21 protein-coding genes are annotated in these 20,335 nt (G+C 60.7%); 8 read left to right on the forward strand and 13 right to left on the reverse strand.

Features of this window, described 5'->3' with window-relative positions; translation table 11 throughout:
* Positions 1-298: 298 nt before the first annotated feature.
* From B6V75_RS08365 to uxaC, 11 genes are all read right to left on the reverse strand, one after another.
* Positions 299-1,180, reverse strand: a complete 882-nt coding sequence (locus tag B6V75_RS08365) for a sugar kinase (RefSeq protein WP_240496932.1) — start codon at positions 1,178-1,180, stop codon at positions 299-301.
* Entirely contained in the window at positions 1,177-2,697 is a 1,521-nt protein-coding gene (locus tag B6V75_RS08370; RefSeq protein ID WP_088719323.1) for an altronate dehydratase family protein, read from the reverse strand. Before B6V75_RS08370 ends, B6V75_RS08365 begins: the two co-directional genes overlap by 4 nt.
* Positions 2,690-3,874, reverse strand: coding sequence for a mannonate dehydratase (uxuA, locus tag B6V75_RS08375; RefSeq protein ID WP_088719324.1), 1,185 nt, complete (start codon positions 3,872-3,874; stop codon positions 2,690-2,692). The genes B6V75_RS08370 and uxuA overlap by 8 nt, the downstream gene beginning before the upstream one ends.
* Complete coding sequence (locus B6V75_RS08380; protein WP_088719432.1) at positions 3,871-5,310, reverse strand: mannitol dehydrogenase family protein; 1,440 nt, start codon at positions 5,308-5,310, stop codon at positions 3,871-3,873. The genes uxuA and B6V75_RS08380 overlap by 4 nt, the downstream gene beginning before the upstream one ends.
* Positions 5,288-6,031, reverse strand: coding sequence for a 2-dehydro-3-deoxy-D-gluconate 5-dehydrogenase KduD (kduD, locus tag B6V75_RS08385; RefSeq protein ID WP_088719325.1), 744 nt, complete (start codon positions 6,029-6,031; stop codon positions 5,288-5,290). Before kduD ends, B6V75_RS08380 begins: the two co-directional genes overlap by 23 nt.
* Positions 6,028-6,852, reverse strand: coding sequence for a 5-dehydro-4-deoxy-D-glucuronate isomerase (gene kduI / locus B6V75_RS08390; protein WP_088719326.1), 825 nt, complete (start codon positions 6,850-6,852; stop codon positions 6,028-6,030). Before kduI ends, kduD begins: the two co-directional genes overlap by 4 nt.
* Positions 6,853-6,863: 11 nt before the next feature.
* The gene (locus tag B6V75_RS08395; protein ID WP_088719327.1) at positions 6,864-7,169 is read right to left on the reverse strand and encodes a cupin domain-containing protein; all 306 of its coding nucleotides are present in this window, start codon (positions 7,167-7,169) and stop codon (positions 6,864-6,866) included.
* 13 nt (positions 7,170-7,182) lie between these two features.
* Positions 7,183-8,463, reverse strand: a complete 1,281-nt coding sequence (locus B6V75_RS08400; RefSeq protein WP_078540065.1) for a TRAP transporter large permease — start codon at positions 8,461-8,463, stop codon at positions 7,183-7,185.
* Positions 8,464-8,467: 4 nt separating this feature from the next.
* Positions 8,468-9,025, reverse strand: a complete 558-nt coding sequence (locus B6V75_RS08405) for a TRAP transporter small permease (RefSeq protein ID WP_078545537.1) — start codon at positions 9,023-9,025, stop codon at positions 8,468-8,470.
* A 62-nt stretch (positions 9,026-9,087) separates the two neighbouring features.
* Positions 9,088-10,068: a TRAP transporter substrate-binding protein gene (locus B6V75_RS08410; protein ID WP_088719328.1), complete on the reverse strand. Its 981-nt coding sequence runs from the start codon at positions 10,066-10,068 to the stop codon at positions 9,088-9,090.
* Between the two features lie 28 nt (positions 10,069-10,096).
* A complete protein-coding gene (uxaC, locus tag B6V75_RS08415; RefSeq protein ID WP_088719329.1) occupies positions 10,097-11,503 on the reverse strand; it encodes a glucuronate isomerase in 1,407 nt (468 codons plus the stop codon).
* Between the two features lie 143 nt (positions 11,504-11,646).
* Here uxaC and B6V75_RS08420 point away from each other — a divergent pair, with 143 nt between their 5' ends.
* The gene (locus tag B6V75_RS08420; protein WP_240496933.1) at positions 11,647-12,309 is read left to right on the forward strand and encodes a GntR family transcriptional regulator; all 663 of its coding nucleotides are present in this window, start codon (positions 11,647-11,649) and stop codon (positions 12,307-12,309) included.
* Between the two features lie 73 nt (positions 12,310-12,382).
* On the opposite strand, the gene B6V75_RS08425 is transcribed toward B6V75_RS08420, so the two are convergent.
* Positions 12,383-13,897, reverse strand: a complete 1,515-nt coding sequence (locus tag B6V75_RS08425) for a plasmid recombination protein (RefSeq protein WP_146735118.1) — start codon at positions 13,895-13,897, stop codon at positions 12,383-12,385.
* A 249-nt stretch (positions 13,898-14,146) separates the two neighbouring features.
* Here B6V75_RS08425 and B6V75_RS08430 point away from each other — a divergent pair, with 249 nt between their 5' ends.
* Entirely contained in the window at positions 14,147-14,332 is a 186-nt protein-coding gene (locus B6V75_RS08430; protein ID WP_088719332.1) for a hypothetical protein, read from the forward strand.
* Positions 14,333-14,851: 519 nt separating this feature from the next.
* On the opposite strand, the gene B6V75_RS08435 is transcribed toward B6V75_RS08430, so the two are convergent.
* Positions 14,852-15,928 (reverse strand): GSU2403 family nucleotidyltransferase fold protein, encoded by a 1,077-nt coding sequence (locus B6V75_RS08435; protein WP_088719333.1) that lies wholly within the window; start codon positions 15,926-15,928, stop codon positions 14,852-14,854.
* 116 nt (positions 15,929-16,044) lie between these two features.
* On the opposite strand from B6V75_RS08435, the gene B6V75_RS08440 reads away from it, so the two are divergent.
* From B6V75_RS08440 to B6V75_RS08465, 6 genes are all read left to right on the forward strand, one after another.
* The gene (locus B6V75_RS08440) at positions 16,045-16,401 is read left to right on the forward strand and encodes a YdcF family protein (protein WP_088719334.1); all 357 of its coding nucleotides are present in this window, start codon (positions 16,045-16,047) and stop codon (positions 16,399-16,401) included.
* A 95-nt stretch (positions 16,402-16,496) separates the two neighbouring features.
* A complete protein-coding gene (locus B6V75_RS08445; RefSeq protein WP_088719335.1) occupies positions 16,497-17,252 on the forward strand; it encodes a glycosyltransferase family 2 protein in 756 nt (251 codons plus the stop codon).
* A gap of 533 nt (positions 17,253-17,785) precedes the next feature.
* Positions 17,786-19,228: an oligosaccharide flippase family protein gene (locus B6V75_RS08450; RefSeq protein ID WP_088719336.1), complete on the forward strand. Its 1,443-nt coding sequence runs from the start codon at positions 17,786-17,788 to the stop codon at positions 19,226-19,228.
* Positions 19,225-19,761, forward strand: coding sequence for an acyltransferase (locus tag B6V75_RS08455; RefSeq protein ID WP_088719337.1), 537 nt, complete (start codon positions 19,225-19,227; stop codon positions 19,759-19,761). Before B6V75_RS08450 ends, B6V75_RS08455 begins: the two co-directional genes overlap by 4 nt.
* 131 nt (positions 19,762-19,892) lie before the next feature.
* The gene (locus tag B6V75_RS08460; RefSeq protein ID WP_088719338.1) at positions 19,893-20,237 is read left to right on the forward strand and encodes a MarR family EPS-associated transcriptional regulator; all 345 of its coding nucleotides are present in this window, start codon (positions 19,893-19,895) and stop codon (positions 20,235-20,237) included.
* A 21-nt stretch (positions 20,238-20,258) separates the two neighbouring features.
* Positions 20,259-20,335 (forward strand): hypothetical protein (locus B6V75_RS08465; protein ID WP_146735120.1); only part of this gene is annotated, 77 nt, incomplete at its 3' end.

Genomic DNA, 20,335 nt, shown 5'->3' on the forward strand with positions numbered 1-20,335 from the left:
GCCCGCAGAAGGGAGGTGCCCGTGTTTCCGCAATTCAAGGGCAAGGCGAAGAACAGCAAGCCAGCGTCGCGGCGCCGCGCGTGTAGGAAGACAAAGCTGTCGACGGCGGAGCTGGGATACCCTCAGGGTGTTCGATAACAGCCATTTCGCGGCCTGACTGAATATTATCGAACATGCAAAAGACGGGAGCTACCCTGCTCGACTAACGACATCGAGCACCCCGCACCACCCGCAAAGCATTGAATATATAGAATCGAGATATTGTTTCATGCTGCAAGACGAGCCCTCTCTTTGGTAGCTACGCAGCTATGATCGCCCCCGGCTGCGCGATCACCTCGAGCGCGCAGGCATGAGCCTGAACAAGGCAGTCCTCGTCTGAAGCGCCCCGAAAATGCGCGGCGAGCCATGCACCGTTGAAACTGTCGCCGGCCGCGGTGGTATCGACCACCTTTTGCGCGGCAGGCAGGTCGAGCGGCTTGGCGGTGGGATCGAGCGACATCGCCCCTCCCGCGCCCATCTTCAACGCGCCTTTGCGCGCGCCCCAGCCGTTGAGCCGCGCGCCCACCGCTTGCGCGTCGGGGTCTCCAAACAGCGCCATCTCGTCATCCAGCGAAGGCAGCGCAATATCGGCGATGCGCCACGCCGCCTCGGTCACGGCGCGGGCGGTCTCGATATCTTCCCAGAGCCGCGGGCGGTAGTTGGAATCGAAAGCCACCCGGGCGGGATGTGCCTCCAGATGTGCCAAGAGCGACAGGCGCACCGAATGGGGCAGGATCGCCAGCGTGATCGCGCTGAGATAGATCAGATCGACCCCTTCAAGCTGCGCGAATCCATCCTCGAACAGGCAGCGCGCCGCGGATTGGTCGCGCCAATAGGAAAAGCTGCGCTCTCCCTTTGCGTCGAGTGCGATCGCGTAGATGCCGGGCAGGCGCTCTGGGTGGCGGCGGATACGCGCGCAGCCCACGCCTTGGGCGGCAATGAAAGCGCTCATGCGATCGGAGACGGCATCGCGCCCCAGCACGGTGACGAATTCGACCTGCGCCGCCTCCCCGGCCGCGCGCGCAAGATAGACCGCGGTGTTGAGCGTATCACCGGCAAAGCCGATCTGCTGCTCGGGGCGATCGAAAGACAGCTCGACCATCGCTTCCCCGACGCAGGCGATCACGGGTTTCTTCGTCACATCACCGCTCCGATTTGCCACGGCTGGAATTCGTTATCGCCCAGCCCGAGGTCTTCCGATTTGGTTTTCTCTCCCGATGCGACACGCAGGATCGCCTCGAAGATTTCCGCGCCCTTGTCAGCGATCGACACGCCTTGGCTCAGGATGTCACCACAGCCGATATCCATATCGTCGGGCATGGCCGCCATCAGCCGGTCCGAGGTCGCCAGCTTGATCGTCGGCGCGGGTTTCGAGCCGAAAGCGGAGCCGCGCCCGGTGGTAAACACCACGATCTGAGCGCCTGCCGCGATCTGGCCCGTGGCCGAGACCGGGTCGTAACCGGGACTGTCCATGAAGTTCAGCCCCGGCGTGCGGACCTGTTCGGCATAGTCATAGAAGGCCCGCAGCGGCGTCGCCCCGGCCTTCGCGACCGCGCCGAGGGATTTCTCGAGGATCGTAGTGATCCCGCCCTGCTTGTTGCCGGGGCTCGGGTTGTTGTCCATCGACCCGCCGCCCTGTGCCGCATAGCCTTCCCACCAGTCGAGACAGCCAAGGAGCTGCTCCGCAACCTCGGGCGTCGTTCGGCGCAGTAGGAGATCCTCGGCGCCATGGATCTCGGGGGTCTCGGAGAGGATCACGCCCCCGCCCTGCCCCACGATCAGGTCCGAGGCCACGCCCAGCGCCGGATTCGCGGTGATCGCGGAAAACCCGTCCGAGCCGCCGCATTGCAGCCCAATGCGCAGCGCGGAGACCGGGCAGGCGCTTCGGCTGGCCTTGTTTACCTGCGGCAGGATCTCGCGCAGCTTCGCCTTGATCGCCTCGATCGTGGCGCGGGTGCCGCCGGTTTCCTGAATGGTCAGCGCATGGAACCGTTCGGTCCCCGCGGACCCGAAATGCGCCTCCATGCGCGCGATCTGCATCACTTCGCAGCCCAAGCCCACGAAGATCGCCGCACCGACATTCGGGTGGGTCGCATGCCCCCAGAGGACACGCTCGAGGCTGTCCGCCCCGCGACCGCTCGCCGCCATGCCACAGCCGGTGCCATGAGCGAAGGCGACGACGCCATCGATGTTGTCATATGGATCGAGCGCGCCCTCGGCCGTGATCTCGGAGGCTGCGCATTTGATCACCGTGGCCGAGCAGTTCACCGTTGCGCAGAGCGCGATGTAATTACGCGTGCCAACCCGACCATCTTCCCGCACGTAGCCCATGAAGCTGCGCGGCGCGACCTTGGGGATCGCGGCCTCGGCGCGGGCGAGATCGGCGCCGATCTGATGGGTCTCGTCATGGTCCGAATAGGTGACATTATGGCTGTGAACATGTTCGCCCACCGCGATCGGGGCGCTGGCCCGGCCGATGATCTGGCCGAACTTGATCACCGGATCGCCCTCGGCCATCGCTACGCGCGCGAGCTTATGTCCCGCGGAAACCGGATGTGCGAGCGGCTCACCGATGCCAAGCGGGGTTCTGCCCGCGTCGGCCCGCGCGGCCAGAACGGCGACCGTGTCGCGCGGATGCAGTGTGATCGCTTCAGCCATCGCGGCGCCCCCTCAGCCCGGCGATCACGCCGCGCATCTCGGCCAGCCCGCGCATCCGCCCGATCAGCGGGTAGCCGGGGAAAGAACCGCGCGTGGCATCATCGAGCAGGACATGACCGTGATCGGGCCGGAACGGAATCTGTGCGTCCGCGCGCCCCTCGGAGGTCCGGCGTCTTTCCTCAGCCAGCAGCGCGGCGGCCACCGCGACCATATCGGTATCTCCACCCAGATGCGCGGCCTCCTCGAAACTGCCATCGGGGTCTTTGCGCACGTTACGCAGATGGGCGAAATGAATACGCGACGCGAAGCGCTCTGCGATCGCGGGCAGATCGTTGGCCGGGTTCGCTCCGAGCGATCCCGTGCAGAGCGTCAGCCCGTTCGCGGGTCTGTCATGCGCCTGCAGGATCCAGTCGATATCCTCGGCGTTGGAGACGACACGGGGCAGACCCAGAATGTCGCGCGGCGGATCGTCGGGATGGACGCAAAATCGCAGCCCCAGCTCCTCCGCCGTGGGGATCACCTCATCAAGGAAGCGTTTGAAATTGCGCCGAATCTCGTCGCGATCGAGGCCGTCATAGAGCGAAAGCTGGGTCCGCAGACCGGCGATGTCGTAGCGGTCATAGGCCCCCGGCAGCCCCGACATGATCGCGTGCAACAGCGCGTCACGCTGGTCCTGCGTCGAACCCTCGAACCAGGTCTTGGCGCGAGCGCGCACTTCGGGAGAATAATCGGCCTCGGCCCCTTCGCGCCCCAGCATGTGAATCTCGAACGCCGCCATGCGGTAGGCCTCGAAGCGCAGGCAGCTCCCGCCCGTCGCCAGCGGCGCGGTCAGATCGGTGCGGGTCCAGTCCAGCACCGGCATGAAATTGTAGCAGATCGTGGTGATGCCCTCGGCGGCGAGATTGGCCATCGATTGACGGTAATTGGCGAAAAGAGCGCTCAGATCGCCTTCGCCGCGCTTGATCCGCTCATGGATCGGCAGGCTTTCGACCACTTGCCAATGCAGCCCCGCCGCCTCGATCCGGGCGCGCCGCTCCGCGATCGACTCGCGCGACCAGACCTCGCCATAGGCGATCTCGTGCAAGGCGGTAACGATGCCGGATGCGCCCGTCTGCGCGATCTGCGGCAGGGAAATCGTGTCCAGCTCGGGGCCATACCAACGCCAGCTCTCGATCATTGGAGAACCTCCTGCACCGCGGTGCGCGCGCCTTTCTCGACGAGCGCGCGATAGGCCTCCGTGACCGGGGCCTGCAGGGGTTGTGCGAGCTCAGGCGGAAACACCGAGCGCAGCGACAGAAGCGCCGCAACCTTGCCCTCGGCATCCGCGGCACTGTCGGAGAGCGCACGCAACTCAGCGGCCAGCGGGTCTTTCACCTCGATCGGCTGCCCGCTCTCGTCGACGCCGCCGACGTAGCGCATCCAGGCCGCGATCGCGAGCATCAGGCCCGGGCAACTCCGCCCGGCCTTCAATGTATCGGCGACGGTGGCCAGAATGCGCTGCGGCAGTTTCTGGCTGCCATCCATCGCGATCTGCCATGTCCGGTGACGGATCGCGGGATTGGCGTAGCGCTCTGCGAGCGCGTCGGCATAGTCCTCAAGCGACACGCCGGGCGGCGGGGTCAGCGAAGGAATGATTTCGGAGCGCCACAGATGGCGCACGAACCCGGCCATCACCTCGTCGTCCATCGTGTCGGAAATCGTCTCATGCCCCGCTAGATAGCCAAGATAGGCCAATGAGCTATGGGTGCCGTTCAGCATCCGCAGTTTCATATGCTCGAACGGGGTCACATCGCTGACCATCTCGACACCGACCGCGCCCCAATCGGGCCGCTCGTCATCGACGAAATCATCCTCGATCACCCATTGGCGGAAAGGCTCGTGCATCACCGGCAAGGCATCATGCCAGCCGGCAAGCTCTTCGAGCCGCGCGATGTCCTCGGGCTTGGTGGCGGGGACGATGCGGTCCACCATGGTCGACGGGAACCGCCCCTCGCGCGCGATCCAGTCTGCCAGCTCCGGGTCGATCCGACGCGCAAGATCCAGCACCACGCCGCGCAGCAGCCGGCCGTTTTCGGGCAGGTTGTCACAGCTCATCGCGGTGAAGGGACGCAATCCGCGCGTGCGGCGCAGTTGCAGCGCGCGCACCAGATAGCCAGGCGCAGAGACGGGCAGGTCGTTGGCCATGTCATGGACGATATCGGGATGATCGGGGTCGAGCGCGCCGGTCGCGGGCGAATGGCAATAGCCCTTTTCGGTGATCGTGAGCGACACGATGCGCACGTCCGGATCGGCCATCACGTCGAGCACCGCCTGCGGGTCTTCGCGCGCCACCAGAATGTTGCTCACGATCTCGATGCGCTCGGGCGTTTCGCCCTCGGGGCCGAACTCCAGCCCGCTATAGGCGAAATCCTGCGGCGCCAGCGCGTCGCGCATCCGCGAGGATTGCAGCGACACGCCGGTGATCCCCCAATCGCCGCCGCTCTTTGCTGCGGCTTCCGCGGTATAGATCGCCCCATGAGCGCGGAAGAACGCGCCAAGGCCGAGATGGACGATACCGGTTTTGAGTTTCGCGCTCTCGCGGGTGAGACGTTCAGCGGGCAAGCCAGCCTCCATCGACATTCAGCACCGCGCCGTGGATGTAGCGCGCGGCGGGGGAACACAGGAAAGCGGCCGTGCCGCCGATATCGGAAGGATCGCCCCAGCGCCCCGCCGGGATGCGCGCAAGGATCGCCTCGCTGCGCTCCGGATCGGCACGCAGCGCCTCGGTGTTGTTGGTCGCGATATAGCCGGGTGCGATGGCGTTCACGTTGATCCCTTTAGCCGCCCATTCATTGGCGAGGATCTTGGTCAGTCCCGCCACGCCATGCTTGGACGCGGTGTAGGAGGGCACGCGGATGCCGCCCTGAAAGGACAGCAGCGACGCGATATTGACCACTGCCGCCGGGGTATTCCCCTTCTCCAGTGCGGCGCGGGCGAAGGCTTGCGTGGTGAAGAACAGCGCCTTGAGGTTCACGTCCATCACCGCGTCCCAATCGGCTTCGGTGAAGTCCAGACTGTCCTCGCGCCGGATGATGCCCGCGTTGTTCACGAGGATCGAATAGCCCGCATCCGCGAAAATATCCTGCGCGGCCATCGGGTCTGCGAAGTCGAGGATCAGCGCCTCACCCTGGCCGCCCGCATCCGCGATCATCTCCAGCGTCTCGGTGCATTCCCGCCGCCCCGCACAGGTCACATGCGCGCCTTGCGAAGCCAGCGACACTGCGATCGCCTGACCGATGCCGGTATTCGCGCCGGTGACGAGGGCGCGGCGGTTCTTTAGCGAAAACGGGCTCATTTCAGGTCCGCCGGCTGCACGAAGTCCATGTCGGTGTAATCGACATTGTCGCCCGCCATCGCCCAGATGAAGGTGTATTCTCCGATCCCAGCCCCGGAGTGGATCGACCACGGCGGCGAGATCACGGCCTCTTCGTTGGCGATCATCATGTGGCGCGTTTCGGTCGGCTCGCCCATCAGATGCAGCACGCGCGCCTCGGGCGTCATGCCCCAATAGAGATAGGCTTCCATCCGGCGGTCATGCACATGCGCGGGCATCGTGTTCCAGACCGAGCCCTCGACCAGTTGGGTATAGCCCAGCACCAGCTGGCAGCTTTCCATCACGGTGGGATGGATGAACTGGTTGATTACGCGCTTGTTGGAGGTCGCCGCCTCCCCCAGCTCGACGCGGTTCGCCTCGGCCAGTTTGATAAGGCGATGCGGACAGGCGCGATGGGCGGGGGCGGAGACCAGATAGAACCGCCCCTCGCCCTCGAAGGTCACCGGGCCTGCGCCCATGCCCAGATACAGCACGTCGCCGCGCCCCATTTCCCAGGTCTCGCCAGCCGCCGATACGCGTCCCGTGCCGCCGATATTGACGACGCCCATTTCGCGCCGCTCGAGGAAGGTGGCGGTCCGCGTCTCGTCCACCACCTCGAGCGTCAGCGATGCGCCATTCGGCACCGCGCCCCCGAGGGTGAACCGGTCGTAATGCGTATAGATCAAGCGGATCTCGCCGGGCGCAAACAGCCCCGTGCCCAGGAAATGCTCACGCAGCTCTTGCGTGCCCATGGTGCGGGCGTGATCGGGATGGATGGCGTGGCGGGTTTCGACGCTGAGCATTGAATGTCCTTTCACAAAAAGTCGTCGCGGCGCGGGGTGAAGCAGTCGAGCAGCTCCCCCGCTTCGAGGCAGACACAGCCGTGTTCGGCGCCGGACGATATCATCAGGCTGTCCCCGGCGCGGAGCACGTGCTCCGCGCCGTCCAGGACAAATCGAAATTCCCCGGAGTTGCAGTAGGTGGCCTGCACGTGAGGATGGGAGTGGAGCGCGCCCTCTGCCCCGGTTTCGAAGCGAACCGAGACCAGCATCATCTGCTCGTTTTCGGTCAGCACCTGACGGGCGATGCCCTCATCGGGATAGGCGATCGGATAGCTCATGGGAAAATTCCTCTCAGTGGAAGACCGACGGCAGCCAGAGCGAAAGCGCGGGGATGTAGGTCACCAGCATCAGCGTGGCGAAGGTCGCGAAATAGAACGGCCAGATCGATTTCATCACCGTCGTGATCGGCACCCGGCCCACTGCGCAGCCGACGAACAGCACCGCACCGACCGGCGGCGTGCAGAGACCGATCCCGAGGTTGAGCACGAGGATCACCCCGAACTGCACCGGATCGACACCGAAGGCCTGAGCCACGGGTAGGAAGATCGGCGTGGTGATCACGATCAGCGGCGACATGTCCATGAATGTGCCCAGCACCAGCAGCAACAGGTTGATCAGCAGCAGGATGACGATCGGATTATGCGAGAAATTCTCGAGCAGATTGATCAGCTTGGCAGGCACTTGCAGATAGGCCAGCAGCCAGCCGAAGGAGGCCGCGCAGCCGATCACCATCAGCACCATCGCCGTCGTGCGCACCGCGCCCTTGGTCGCTTCGATGAAATCCGACAGCTTCATCGTGCGATACAGGAAGACGGTCACCAGAAGCGCGTAGACCACCGCGATATTGGAGCTTTCAGAGGCGGTAAAAATGCCCGAGCGCACGCCGCCGAAGATGATCAGGATCATGATCAGACCGGGCATCGCGTTCCAGAACAACCGCCCGAGGGCCCTGCGACCGGGAAACGGTTCGGTCGGGTAGCCGCGGCGTTTGGCGACGAAATAGGCGGCGGTCATCAGCGACAGCGCAAGCACCAGACCCGGAATAATCCCGGCGGTGAAGAGGTCGGCGATCGAGATCTTCCCGCCTGCCGAGATCGAATAGATGATCATGTTATGGCTGGGCGGTAGCATCAGCGCGATGATCGCCGCCGTGACGGTGATGTTCACGCCGTAATCCGCGCCGTAACCTCGTTCGCGCATCTGCGGCACCATCAGGCCGCCCACTGCCGAGGCATCCGCCGCAGCCGAGCCCGACACGCCGCCGAACATCACCGAGGCGAGGATGTTCACCTGCCCCAGCCCGCCGCGCATATGCCCCACCAAGGCGCCCGCCAGCGCGACCAACCGCCGCGCGATATCGCCGCGCACCATCAGGTCACCGGCATAGATGAAGAACGGGATCGCCATCAGCGCAAAGACCGAGACGCCGGAATTCAGACGCTGGAACACCACCACCGGGGGAAGCCCGAGATAGGTGACTGTCGCAAAGGAGGCCACGCCGAGACAGAATGCGACCGGCGTTCCGATCAGCAGAAGGACGGTAAAGGTCCCGAACAAGATCCAGAGTTCCATGAGCTCAGTTCCCTTCGCCAGTTACAGCTTCGCCCTCGAGCTCCGCCGCGTCGTGATCGTCGCCGAACCGCGACGTAGACAGACCCGCGAGCCGGCGCAGGATGCGCTCGGCGCAGAAGATCATCAGCAGCGCTCCGCCCGCCGCGACCGGCACGAAGCGGAAGGCCCCGGAAACGCCGAGCCCCGAAATCGTCGTGGCGGCCATCTTGTCAGCCAGCTCCCAGCCGTATTTGAGCATCCCGAAACCGAAGGCCGCGACCACGAGGTCAGAAATCGAAAAGAAGGTCAGGCGCACCTTTTCGGGCAGCACGAAAAGCAGCACGTCGAAGCTGAGGTGGTAGCCCTCCCGGATGCCGACAGCCGCGCCGAGAAAGATGAACCAACCCATCAGGATCACACTGGCCGGTTCGGCCCAGAACAGGCTTGAGCCGAGGACGTAGCGGTAAAAGACCTGGGCGAAGACGAAGGCCGTCATCAGCACCAACCCGATCCCTGATAGCCATAGGGCAGCCTGGCCCAACCAGCCGGTCCAGACGGCTAGTTTCTCCACAATGTTGCGCATCTGTGGGATCTCCACGAAAAGAGTGTGCCCCCGCCCCTGTGGGCGGGGGTCGAGGGGTCAGATCACTCGGTCGCTTGAATGCGCGCCACCAGATCCTTCGCCTCGGGCGTGGTCACGTATTTGTCGTAGACCGGCTTCATCGCGTCGATGAAGGGCTGCTTGTCGATATCCTTCACGACTTTGACGCCAGCCGCTTCGACCTTGTCCTCGGATTTCTTTTCCTGCTCGGCCCAGAGCTTGCGCTCGAGCGTTTCCGAGTTCTTCGCAGCAGCCTTGATGACCTTCTGGTCGTCGGGGCTCAGCTTGTTCCAGGTCGTGAGCGACATCGCCACCAGTTCCGGCACCATCAGGTGCTGGTCCTGCGTGTAATAGGGCGCGACCTCGTAATGGCCCGAGCTGTCATAGGAGGGCCAGTTGTTCTCTGCGCCGTCGATGACGCCGGTCTGGATCGAGGAATAGACCTCGCCATAGGGCATCGGCGTAGCATTGGCGCCGATCGCCTTCATCATGTCGACGAACACGTCGTTCTGCATCACGCGGAACTTCATGCCCTGAAGATCGTCGATCGATTTGATCGGATGCTCGGAGTTGTAGAAGCTGCGCGAACCGGCGTCGTAATTGGCCAGCTGCACCAGATCATGTGCCTCGAACGCCTTGCCGACTTCCGCGCCGATCGGCCCGTCGAGAACGTGGTGCTGATGCTCGACCGAGCGGAACAGGTAGGGCAGCGAGAACAGCTGCGTTTCCGGCACGATGTCGTTAAAGGTGCCGAACGAGGCGCGCACCATGTCGATCACGCCCAGCTGGGTCTGCTCGATCGTATCCTTTTCCTCGCCGAGCTGAGCCGAAGGGTAGACCTCGATGCAGATTCGGCCATTGGTCTTCGCCTCGACCTCTTTCGCCATCGATTTCACCGCCTCGACGGTCGGGTAGCCGTCGGGGTGGGTGTCCGACGAGCGCAGGGTCATGTCGCAGGCCGACGCGGTCGTGACGCTGGCGGCCGAAATCAGCAGCGCAGCGATAGGTGTCAGTGTCTTCTTCATTACTTCTCTCCTCCCAGAAAGTGCTCAATCAGAGCTTGTAGGCTTGGCGTGCAAGCCTGTGTGTGAGGTCGTGGATGACCTCAGAAGCTTCCTCCTCCGTCAGCCGCCCGGTGGCGACCAAGTTGGCAAGGAATCCGGCATCGACCCGGCGCGCGACGTCATGGCGCGCGGGGATCGACAAATAGGCACGGGTGTCGTCGTTGAAGCCGACCGTGTTGTAAAAACCCGCCGTTTCGGTGGTCATCTCGCGGTAGCGCCACATGCCCTCGAAGCTGTCGTGGAACCACCACGCGGGGCCGAGGCGCAGACAGGGATAGACCCCTGCCAGCGGCGCCAGCTCGCGCGCATAAGTCGTCTCGTCGAGCGTGAACAGAATGACGCGCAGCTCGGGGTCCTGCCCCACCGCATCCAGAAGCGGCTTGAGGGCTGCGACATAATCGGTGCGCATCGGAATATCGTAGCCCTTGTCTCGCCCGAAGCGGGACTGGATCGGGCCCGAATGATTGCGCGACGAGCCGGGATGGATCTGCATCACCAGACCGTCCTCGCAGGACAGCTTCGCCATTTCGGTCAGCATCTGGGCGCGGAATGCCTCGCGTTCCGCCGCGTCCGCTTTCCCCGCGAGCACCTTGTCATAGAGCGCCTCCGCCGCGGCGCGATCCAGATTGAGCGTCGCGGCACTCGGATGACCGTGGTCGGTCGAGGTCGCCCCGAAAGAGGCAAAATAGGCGCGCCGGTCGCGATGGGCGTCCAGATAGGCCGAGAAAGAGGTGCCCGACTGCCCGCCAAGCTGGCAGAACGTCTCGACATTCTGCGCGAAGCCTTCGAAATCTGGATCGACGACCGGATCGGGGCGATAGGCGGTGATCACGCGCCCGCCCCACCCGCTTTCGCGGATCATCCGGTGCCATTTCAGATCGTCGAGCGGGCTTTCCGTCGTCGCGATCACCTCGATATTGAACTGCTCGAACAAAGCGCGCGGGCGCATCTCAGGGCGCTGAAGTGCCTCCGAAATGCGATCGTAATACGTGTCTGCGGTGTCGGCGCTGAGCCGCTCGGTGAACCCGAAGATCGTCTCGAACGCATGGTCCAACCAGATCCGCGAGGGCGTGGCGCGGAACAGGTGATAATGCTCCGCAAACAGCCGCCAGATCTTGCGACCATCGGTTTCCGTCTCGCCGCCATCGACGCGCGGCACGCCAAGCGCTTCCAGCGGCACGCCCTGGCTGTGAAGCATCCGGAACACATAGTGATCGGGCGTCACGAAAAGCTGGGCGGGATCGGGAAAGGCTTCGTTCTGCGCATACCAGCGCGGATCGGTATGGCCGTGGGGCGAGATGATCGGGGCGTCCTTGATCGTGTCATAGAGATCGCGTGCAAGGGCACGAACCCCCGGATCCGCTGGCAGCAGGCGATCTTTATTCAACAGCGCCATGGTCTATCGCTCCCCCTGTGGCTATTTTCTTAGGTGGACTAACACCGAACTAATAAACTAATATGCTAGAATACCCGGACCGTCAACGAGGAGTTCCGATGCCCGCGCCCCTGCCTTTGACCCAGCTTGATCAGAACGCACGCATGTCTGTCTCCGATGTCGTTTTCGAACATTTGCGCCAACAGGTTCTGGGTCTATCCCTGCCCCCGGGAACCAAGCTCTCAGAAGTGGAGGTCGCCAAGCAGATGGGCGTTTCGCGCCAGCCGGTGCGCGATGCTTTCTACCGTTTGTCAAAACTCGGCTTTCTCGTGATTCGTCCCCAGCGTGCGACGACGGTCTCGCTGATTTCACGCGACGCGGTGCTGCAGGCGCGCTTCATTCGCAACGCTCTCGAGGTCGAAACGGTGCGCGTCGCGGTCGCTGCATTGACCGATGAGGATCTCGCGGCGTTGCGCGATCTGATCGAGCAACAGCGTGCCGCGATGGAAAAGGGTGAGAAGACCAAATTCCACGAACTGGACGATCAGTTTCATCGCGAGATCTGCACCCGGGCCGGGCTCGGCTTCACATGGGAACTGATCGCCGAGAACAAGGGGCACATGGACCGCGTGCGGATGCTGTCGCTGTCTTTCGCCTCGCGCGATGCGTTCGACGATCACGTGAAGATTCTGAGCGCGCTCGAAAGCCGCGACCTTGACCGCGCGACACAGGCGATGCGCGATCACCTGTCGCGCATCCTCGATCAGATCGACCGCATTCAGGACGATCACACCGAGCTTTTCGAGGTCGCGCCTCGGCAAGAGTGAGGTCGGGATGGGGTGATCGCCGAATACTTTGACCTGGGAACTCAAGGTCGACATACGAGAAGGCATCGGGCGTCTACCCAACCCCCGGCCCGTCAATCTCATCATCGCGCGGCCCTCGCAGACTGCCGACCCCGACCTCTGCAGCCCGCACGATGAGATCGAGAATAGCCTGGATCATCCGGTCCTCCGCAGTCTCACCGAGCGCCTTGAGCGAGGCAGGCATATCCTCCATCACAATGGTGCCTTCCGAGATCTGAGCATGACCTTCGGTGAGCGCAGTTATGACCTCGCCAACGGCGGCCAGCTTTTCCTCGAACGCCCGGTCTCTGCGATCAAGCTCCCTACATCGTTGATCTTCCCGCGACCTGATATCCACGAGCCCGCGCATGGGTCGCAAAAGCCCCACGCGTAGCTCTTCCGGGAGCGCCCGTAGAAGAGATGCGTCCTTCATCACGAGCTTGCCTGCGGCAGGGTCGCGTCGAAGGGTTCCATCTGAAATTTCCGCAAGAGCGCCCTCCATTGCAGCAAGTGCAGCTTGGTAAGTGATCTGGATCTTTTCGGCCTCAGTGCGCGCCGCCTTGACCGCCTCCTCTCGCTTGACAAGTTGGCCTGCGGCTAGAAGTTGCGTCCGTCGCTCCCTGGCAAGATCTGCTTTGTCTTTGTCGATACTCGCCTCCCGCCGGTCGAGCCCATCTTCGCGCTCTTGCTGTTTGTCCTCTTGCGCCCGAACATCCGCATCCCGCGCATCGAGATCCCGCGCGCGGGTCTCCATTTCCGTTTTTTGTGACGCCAAGGCAATCCGCTCGGTGCGTTGCTCCTCGCTCAGACGATCGAGTTTTTTGCGCCCCTCATCGATCTCGGCCTGGAGCACTGCCTTCGCGATCTCCATTACAGTGAGTTCTGCTTCCCGCTCTTCGATCTCCCGCGGCAGATCTTGGTGGAGAGCCCGGACACTCCGATGTAGTGTCTCGACATAATTCGCTCCTGCGGCAAGGCGATCGAGCTTGCGATGTCCCCGTTCGATTTTGGGACAGAAGCGCGCGAGCACGCGGTGCGTGAGATCCTGGATCGAGACAGTGACATCGCGCTTGATTTTGTCGCTGAGCGCATGACCGAGACGGTCATAGGCGCGCAGCATGAAATGCGCGTGGATCGTCGTTTCATCGAGATGGACGACCAGTGACTCCACCTTTGTGGCGAGCCGCTTGGCGAGGCTCCGGACAAGATTCTTAAATGCCTTGTTCTGCCGCTTCGGCGAAAGCTTCTTGAAATCTCTTGCGGCAAGCACGCCGAAAGTGATCACTCCTATCACGGCCACCGCCGCGTTCGATTTCATCTTGCGCTGCCGACCGGCCTGTTCGCGAAGCCGCGCATTCTCGGCGCGCACCTGTGTAAGCGGACGCAACCGGATCAGCACACGGTTGTCGCGCAGTTTCGTCTGGTCGACATAGGCGGGGATGCGCCCCAACCGATAGTCATGCATGCGCTGACTCTTCGCCTTTGAGAGTGTGCAGGTTTGTATATGGGTCGACGCGGCCCGAGGATTGGCGCGCGCCAGATCGGCGGGAGAGTTTGCAAGATTTTTCATGGGACCCAGTGTCCCTCGCCGACCTGAAAATTCCGGTCAGAAAATTTCAGGAAAATTCCAGGCTCCGCATCGGAGAGAGTTTGGAGTGGCTGACCTACTAGGGATAACTTTTCCGGAGAGGCGCATTTCACACTACTCTCTTTGGGAAACGAACCGCTTGCAAAGAGCGTTACGCGCGTTGTTTCGTTGGCCGGACGATTTTGAAACTGCGCGATTGCAGACCAGCACGGAAGCACCGACAAGAGCCTCATGGATACGCTCGTCTTCCTCGTCTCCAAGCTCGCAGCCCTTCTGCTGCGCGCAGAAACCTGGGAAGCACTTCTACTCACAGGCGCGCTGATCGCGCTCGTGAGGGGGCGCCTGCGCGCGGCGCGCGGGCTGCTTTTCTCTGCGCTAGCAGGCCTCCTCGCACTCGGCTTCCTCCCCCCTCGGTGACCTGCTGATTGGCCCCTTGGAGCGAACCTATCCGACCAACCCGCAGCTCACCCATGTCGACGGGATCATCATCCTGGGCGGCGCCGAATACGGGGACGGCACGGCCCGTCACCATCAGGTTCAATTCAACGCCGCCGCCGAGCGTGTCACTCCCGGGTTCGCCCTAGCGCATCGCTTTCGAGATGCCAGGGTCCTGCTCTCTGGCGACAGCGGCGCCCTCAGCGACTTGGCCCGAGAGAGCATGCCGGGCGCTGAGGTCATGGCGGCCGCCTTTCGCGAAGCAGGCATCGCGCCAACCCAGACCCTCCGGGTGAGTATTGGACAGCTCGCCGCTCGTGGCGCGGCGCGTATATTTTTAGGTATATCCAAGGACCCATGTCGTGATCGAAACGAAGATCCGAAAGGTCGGCAACTCTGCGGTTTGCCGCCGTCTTTGTCATCCATGATCGACAGATTTCCCGCCACGGCGGCGCTTCCGAGCCGCGTAACCAAAAGGCCCCACCACAAGCCTCTTCCAACCTACGGGATTGGTGGGAGAGGCTCATCCTGTTCAGGGGGCATCCCCCCCGGGTCAGGGTCGTCCGTCTCGGCCTCGATCCGCCTCAGGGCCTTCGCGGCGTCCGGCGCCTCCCGCAGGGACGCGGAGAGGTGTTTTCGCCAGGTCGGGCCTCGGCCGCGAATGTCGCGCAAGGCGTTCATCGTCTCATTTGGCCGGGCCTCCGCCAGGACCTTCAGAAGCCAAGAGGCCTGTCGGAGGTCCTTGTTCCGCTTGCTCTTGAAGCTCCCCGTCTTGAGCTGGGCGACGATCAGCTTGTGCAGAGCGAACCGTTCCGGGGCAGGGACCGTAACCTCGACCCCTTCCCGGTAGAGGGCCACGACCCGCACCGGGTCCCGCAGGGAGAACTCCAGGAATCTCCGCGCTGCGATCGGCTCCTGACTGCCCTCATGGAAGTAGCTCGTCTCGCCGCCGCAGGCGACCGACCCGAGGATCTCGATCTCGATGTTGTCCTGAACGACGTGCTTCGAGGGGTCAGCCGGGTCCATCGGAAACCGCGTCTCGAACTCGAGCCCGGCGCTCAGAAGGCGGCTCGTAAGCGGCTCTCTCGGACCGACGAGGCGGATATGCGAGGGCGCGAGCATGTCTACGTCACCGGTGAAGACCATCTCCCGCGCGGGGGCGGCGACCCCAAGAAGGGCAGGATAAAGGCGGAACGCGTTCGTCCCTCCGAGGATCCCGCCGATCTCGAAGAATCCGACCCGAGACAAGGAAGAGAGGACCTTTCCGGTGTTAACGTCGAGCGAGAGGAGCCCGGCGGCCTTCAGCATCGACACCAGGGTCGCGTTCTTCTTTCGCCAACCGTCGTAGACCTCCCGCTCGGCGCGCGCCGCCGCGACGGTCGCCAGAACCTCCGACGTTTCAGGGCCGATCGTTTTCTCCACGACTCGGTCCCCGATGCGGCGCCTCGCCACCCAATAGCCCCGACCGGACTTCTCGATCCGCATGATGGACCCAGGGACGGAGAGGGGTAGCCGGGCCCGGAACCTCTGCATCAGCTCATGATAGACAGTCTGGATCGGGACCGGGAGATGCTCCATCAGGCATTCCTACACATTATATTACTTTGTGTAGGAAGCTATGACTCCCTTAGGCCCGCGGCAAGCTGTCATCACCTGCAGGCAGCGGCGTCCTGCGCGACCTGACCCGAAAGAGCATGCCGGGCGCTAAGGTCATGGCGGCCGCCTTTCGGGAAACGGGTGTCCCGCAAGCGCGGCTTCTTCTTGAGACCCGCTCACGCAACACCTCCGAGAATGCGCGCTTCAGCTACAACCTCGCGCAGCCCGAGCCGGGCGAGACCTGGGTCCTCGTCACGAGCGCCTTCCACATGAGACGCGCGATGGCGAGCTTTGAGCGAGCCGGATGGGAGGAGGTAGTCCCCTACCCTGTCGATTATCGCGCAGTGTGGTTTCTCGAAGATACTGGCTGGGATTTCGCGGGCCATCTCGAGACGCTGAATCTCGCACTCAAGGAATGGGTCGGGATCTGGGCCTACGCGGCGAGCGGGAGATAGCTTGCCAGCGAGGCGACGAAAGCACGACTGGTTTCATCCTTCGGAGGGAGCGCCTATAGGAGGGTCGAACAGATTTTTCTCGGGCCGTCATTTTCATGAAGATCACCGTCATCACCGCCGTCTACAATTCCGAAGCCACAGTCGGCGAGGCTATCGAGAGCGTCGGGCGACAAACCCATCCCGAGCTCGAGCATCTTATCATAGAGGGGAAATCGAAGGACGGCTCGCTTGCCGCGATCGAACGCGCCGCCCATGACCGGATGACCCTCGTCAGCGAGCCCGACAAGGGGATCTATGATGCGCTCAACAAGGGCGTGGCGAAGGCGTCCGGTGATGTGGTGGGGTTCGTTCACAGCGACGACTTCCTCGCTCATGACGACGTGCTTTCCCGGGTCGCTGCCGCGTTTGAGGACTCGCAGGTCGAGGCGGTCTTCTCCAATCTCGATTATGTCTCGCAAGCGGACACAAGAAAGGTCGTCCGACACTGGGCGACAGGTCCCTATAGCCCAACGAAACTCAGACGCGGCTGGATGCCGGCCCACCCGACCCTCTATCTGCGACGCTCGGTCTATGAACGCCTCGGCGGCTTCGACACCAGCTTCCGGATCGCGGCCGACTATGACTTCATCCTGCGCTACTTCTCGCAAGCGACCGGTCGCTCGGTCTATATCCCCGAAGTGCTCTACAAGATGCGCCTGGGCGGCGTGAGCAATCGCAACCTTGCGCGCATCCGTGAAAAGATGGGCGAAGACTGGCGCGCAATCCGCGGCAACAATGTGGGCGGCGTGATGACCATTGCGAGCAAGAACTTCTCCAAACTTGGGCAGTTCGTGGAGCGGCAGAAGGGCTGACGCGCAGCGGGCTATGCCCAGAAATCGCACCTAGCTCTGAGCGTGGTCCTGCGTATTTGCGCGCCTCCCCCAGGCAGAAAAACTCCGGGCTCGATATGTGCGACTTCACACGCCCGTGATAGCCCTTGCCGGATCCCTGGATTTGCATAAACACCCTTTTAGCAACTGCAGCATTCTGCTACTGCTCAACTTTGAACGATGTCGGATTTTCGACCCCAACCTGCGAACACCCCTCCCCTCAGGCTGACCCGAGTCAGCGCTGATGCGGTAGCCTACCGGCAACCACTTCACACGAAGTGGCGGGAAAATCACACTCTTTAGACGAGCGACGTAAATCGCACAATTTTGGCTCATTGCGAAACGGCCTTCAACATACGACAAACCCAAAGACCCGCAAAAACACACCCACATCCTCAATTTTTCCAGCAGCATTTTCTTTATACTCGACGCTTTAGCTCCATCGGCCATAAGTAGAGAATGAAAGAAGAAATTCACACCGAATAATTTCACCGACGTTGTGTGCAGAAATTTAGATGCCCACCAGTCCCAATTTAAAACAATCTGCAACATTGAAAAAGACTCTAGAAAACAAAACGATGTCGCCGAACTATACTCATCGTGAAGCTTTGAAAAAACATTCGGCGGGAGTTCGCTTAAAGCTTCTCAAATCTAATACAGCCAAAAACTTCGTGAAGAACGCAAGTTGGGGAGTCTTGGGAAATGGAATGGGCCGCGTCCTCAATCTTCTTGCGATGATACTCCTTGCTCGGACTTTAGGATTAGTACAGTTTGGATACTTCGGATTAATTCAATCCACGCTAGGCATGCTCGGTGTATTCGCCGGAAATAGCATTGGCTCCACTGCGACCCGCTTCATCGCGCAACTTAAGAGAAGCGACCCGATACGAACAGGTCGAATACTTGGGTTAGTATGGACACTAACAGCTGGGCTTTCATTAACTATCGTGATTATCCTAGTTGCATTCGCGAAGGAGATCGCCCTCTCCTTAAATGGGTCTACTGACCAAAATCTGATTTCAGCAATTATGGCAGGCGCTGCTCTAATTTCTACCACATCGCTTCGAAACATTCAGACAGCGATACTTGCTGGCTTCGAACGCTTCAAATTAATTGCAATACTAAAGCTCACTGAGGGGATGTTGATCCTAGTAGCGATGCCAGCACTCGGAGCACTTTACGGAGTTTCGGGTGCCATATACGGCATGGCTATCGCCTCTGCCTTTACACTCCTCTTAGGGACCGCTGCGACTTCTCGCGAAATAGAGAAAGCAGGCGCGATCATTGATTGGAGAGGAGCAAAGAATGAGTTTAAAGTACTAGTATCTTTCAGCCTACCATCGTTACTAGCGAGCACCATGGGAACGCCGATAATTTGGGTAAGCTTTATCATATTGTCACGTCAGCAGCATGGCATCACTGAAACGGCTCTCTATAACGCAGCTTACCAGTGGCACGGACCGCTTATTTTTGTTCCAATGATACTCAGCACCGTGGGCATGCCAACCCTTGTACAACTTTGGACAAGCGAAAATACTAAAAAGTACCGAAAATTTCTATTTATCTTGATGGGGACAGCGTTCATCATTACCGCCATACCAAGTTCTGCGATCATATTTCTCCGCGAAGCGATAATGGCAAGTTTTGGTAAGGACTTCATAGACGGAGGGAGCACACTAATACTTCTGTCAGCGGCTGCTCCATTTCACGTTGCCTCCAACATTGGCATGGCAGCCTTGCAAAGCATGAACCGCGCATGGATAAATTTGCTAACCGTTTGCATTTGGGCAGCAATTTTTCTTTCACTATCTAAATTTTTGGTTCCATCTCTCGGCGCTCTCGGTTTGTCCACAAGTTTCTTCTCAGCGTATACCGCGCTAGCCGCAATCAGAATGTTCGCCATTGTTTCGATGGCACGAAAAAAAGAAGCTAACATCAAAACACAACGGCACACATGAGCATAGTTTCACGCATATTTACACTCCTCACAAAGATACGGCATAAAGACCTGTCTGTCGGGCAGAGCACCAGAATTGAACCGTCGTTGATTGCTCGAGGTGGAAAAATCACCCTCGGCGATAACGTCATTGTGCGAATCGGAAGTGTACTTATGCCCGCTGGTGGTAAAATATGCATTGGGAGCAATACTACCATCAATCATTATTGCGTCCTCCACGGCGGAAACTCCTTAGAAGTAGGCAAAAATTGCTTGATAGCGCCACGAGTATCGCTTTTTTCATCAAACCATAGCTTTCAGTCCAGAAATATACCGATCCGTGAACAAGGTATGTCGAGCAAAGGCGGCATAAAAATCGGTAATGATGTTTGGATTGGAACAGGTGCCGTGGTATTGGACGGCGTGCACATTGGAGATGGCGCAGTGATCGGTGCCGGAAGCATTGTGACAAAATCAATTAGGGAATATGATATAGTAGTTGGAAACCCTGCGCGCGTCATCGGCAGGCGGGAACAAAGACTCGAACGTGAGTGAATTTGGCAATCAACCTATTCAAAAAAATATTTTTCTACTCTCTCCAGCAAATGTGAAGCATCAGGAAGGTTAAACAACTCGTCTCGTGAATCGAGAGCATCTTACCATAACGGCTTCTCAGTTTTTGATCTATGAATAAGCGTACTGAAACCCGAGAAAATATCCACTTCCGCTTGCTGTGTTTACTTGACGAAAATCCTGAGATGTCACAGCGCGACCTTGCTAGAGAGGTTGGGATCAGCACAGGAAGCGCCAACAGTTTCCTAAGAGAACTCATAGAAAGCGGCGCTGTGAAGCGGGAAAAGTTCGGCACCTCAAATGACAGACGGCGCTATACTTACCTTGTCACCTCGAAAGGAAAAGCAGAGAAAACGTCCAGCGCCCAAAATGTTCTTGCGCGGAAAGTCAAAGATTTTGAGGCATTAAGGGATGAGATCATCGTGATTGCATCCAAACTGAAAAATATTACTAATTAAAAACTTGAATGGAAAATCGTCATGAAAATCGCGATGATCGGCACGGGCTATGTTGGCCTAGTTTCGGGGGTCTGTTTCTCGGATTTCGGCCATGAGGT

This window comes from Thioclava sp. F1Mire-8 (assembly GCF_002213165.1).
Classification (GTDB): Bacteria; Pseudomonadota; Alphaproteobacteria; order Rhodobacterales; family Rhodobacteraceae; genus Thioclava; species Thioclava nitratireducens.

Bases quoted from the DNA above. Each gene is read 5' to 3' on its own strand.
- B6V75_RS08430 (WP_088719332.1), top strand. From the start codon at position 14,147: ATGGATACGCTCGTCTTCCTCGTCTCCAAGCTCGCAGCCCTTCTGCTG.
- B6V75_RS08370 (WP_088719323.1), bottom strand. From the start codon at position 2,697: ATGGCTGAAGCGATCACACTGCATCCGCGCGACACGGTCGCCGTTCTG.
- B6V75_RS08455 (WP_088719337.1), top strand. From the start codon at position 19,225: ATGAGCATAGTTTCACGCATATTTACACTCCTCACAAAGATACGGCAT.
- uxuA (WP_088719324.1), bottom strand. From the start codon at position 3,874: ATGATCGAGAGCTGGCGTTGGTATGGCCCCGAGCTGGACACGATTTCC.
- B6V75_RS08400 (WP_078540065.1), bottom strand. From the start codon at position 8,463: ATGGAACTCTGGATCTTGTTCGGGACCTTTACCGTCCTTCTGCTGATC.
- B6V75_RS08395 (WP_088719327.1), bottom strand. From the start codon at position 7,169: ATGAGCTATCCGATCGCCTATCCCGATGAGGGCATCGCCCGTCAGGTG.
- B6V75_RS08420 (WP_240496933.1), top strand. From the start codon at position 11,647: ATGTCTGTCTCCGATGTCGTTTTCGAACATTTGCGCCAACAGGTTCTG.
- B6V75_RS08425 (WP_146735118.1), bottom strand. From the start codon at position 13,897: ATGAAAAATCTTGCAAACTCTCCCGCCGATCTGGCGCGCGCCAATCCT.
- uxaC (WP_088719329.1), bottom strand. From the start codon at position 11,503: ATGGCGCTGTTGAATAAAGATCGCCTGCTGCCAGCGGATCCGGGGGTT.
- B6V75_RS08410 (WP_088719328.1), bottom strand. From the start codon at position 10,068: ATGAAGAAGACACTGACACCTATCGCTGCGCTGCTGATTTCGGCCGCC.
- B6V75_RS08435 (WP_088719333.1), bottom strand. From the start codon at position 15,928: ATGGAGCATCTCCCGGTCCCGATCCAGACTGTCTATCATGAGCTGATG.
- B6V75_RS08380 (WP_088719432.1), bottom strand. From the start codon at position 5,310: ATGGAGGCTGGCTTGCCCGCTGAACGTCTCACCCGCGAGAGCGCGAAA.
- B6V75_RS08450 (WP_088719336.1), top strand. From the start codon at position 17,786: ATGCCCACCAGTCCCAATTTAAAACAATCTGCAACATTGAAAAAGACT.
- kduI (WP_088719326.1), bottom strand. From the start codon at position 6,852: ATGCTCAGCGTCGAAACCCGCCACGCCATCCATCCCGATCACGCCCGC.
- B6V75_RS08460 (WP_088719338.1), top strand. From the start codon at position 19,893: ATGAATAAGCGTACTGAAACCCGAGAAAATATCCACTTCCGCTTGCTG.
- B6V75_RS08440 (WP_088719334.1), top strand. From the start codon at position 16,045: ATGCCGGGCGCTAAGGTCATGGCGGCCGCCTTTCGGGAAACGGGTGTC.
- B6V75_RS08405 (WP_078545537.1), bottom strand. From the start codon at position 9,025: ATGCGCAACATTGTGGAGAAACTAGCCGTCTGGACCGGCTGGTTGGGC.
- B6V75_RS08445 (WP_088719335.1), top strand. From the start codon at position 16,497: ATGAAGATCACCGTCATCACCGCCGTCTACAATTCCGAAGCCACAGTC.
- kduD (WP_088719325.1), bottom strand. From the start codon at position 6,031: ATGAGCCCGTTTTCGCTAAAGAACCGCCGCGCCCTCGTCACCGGCGCG.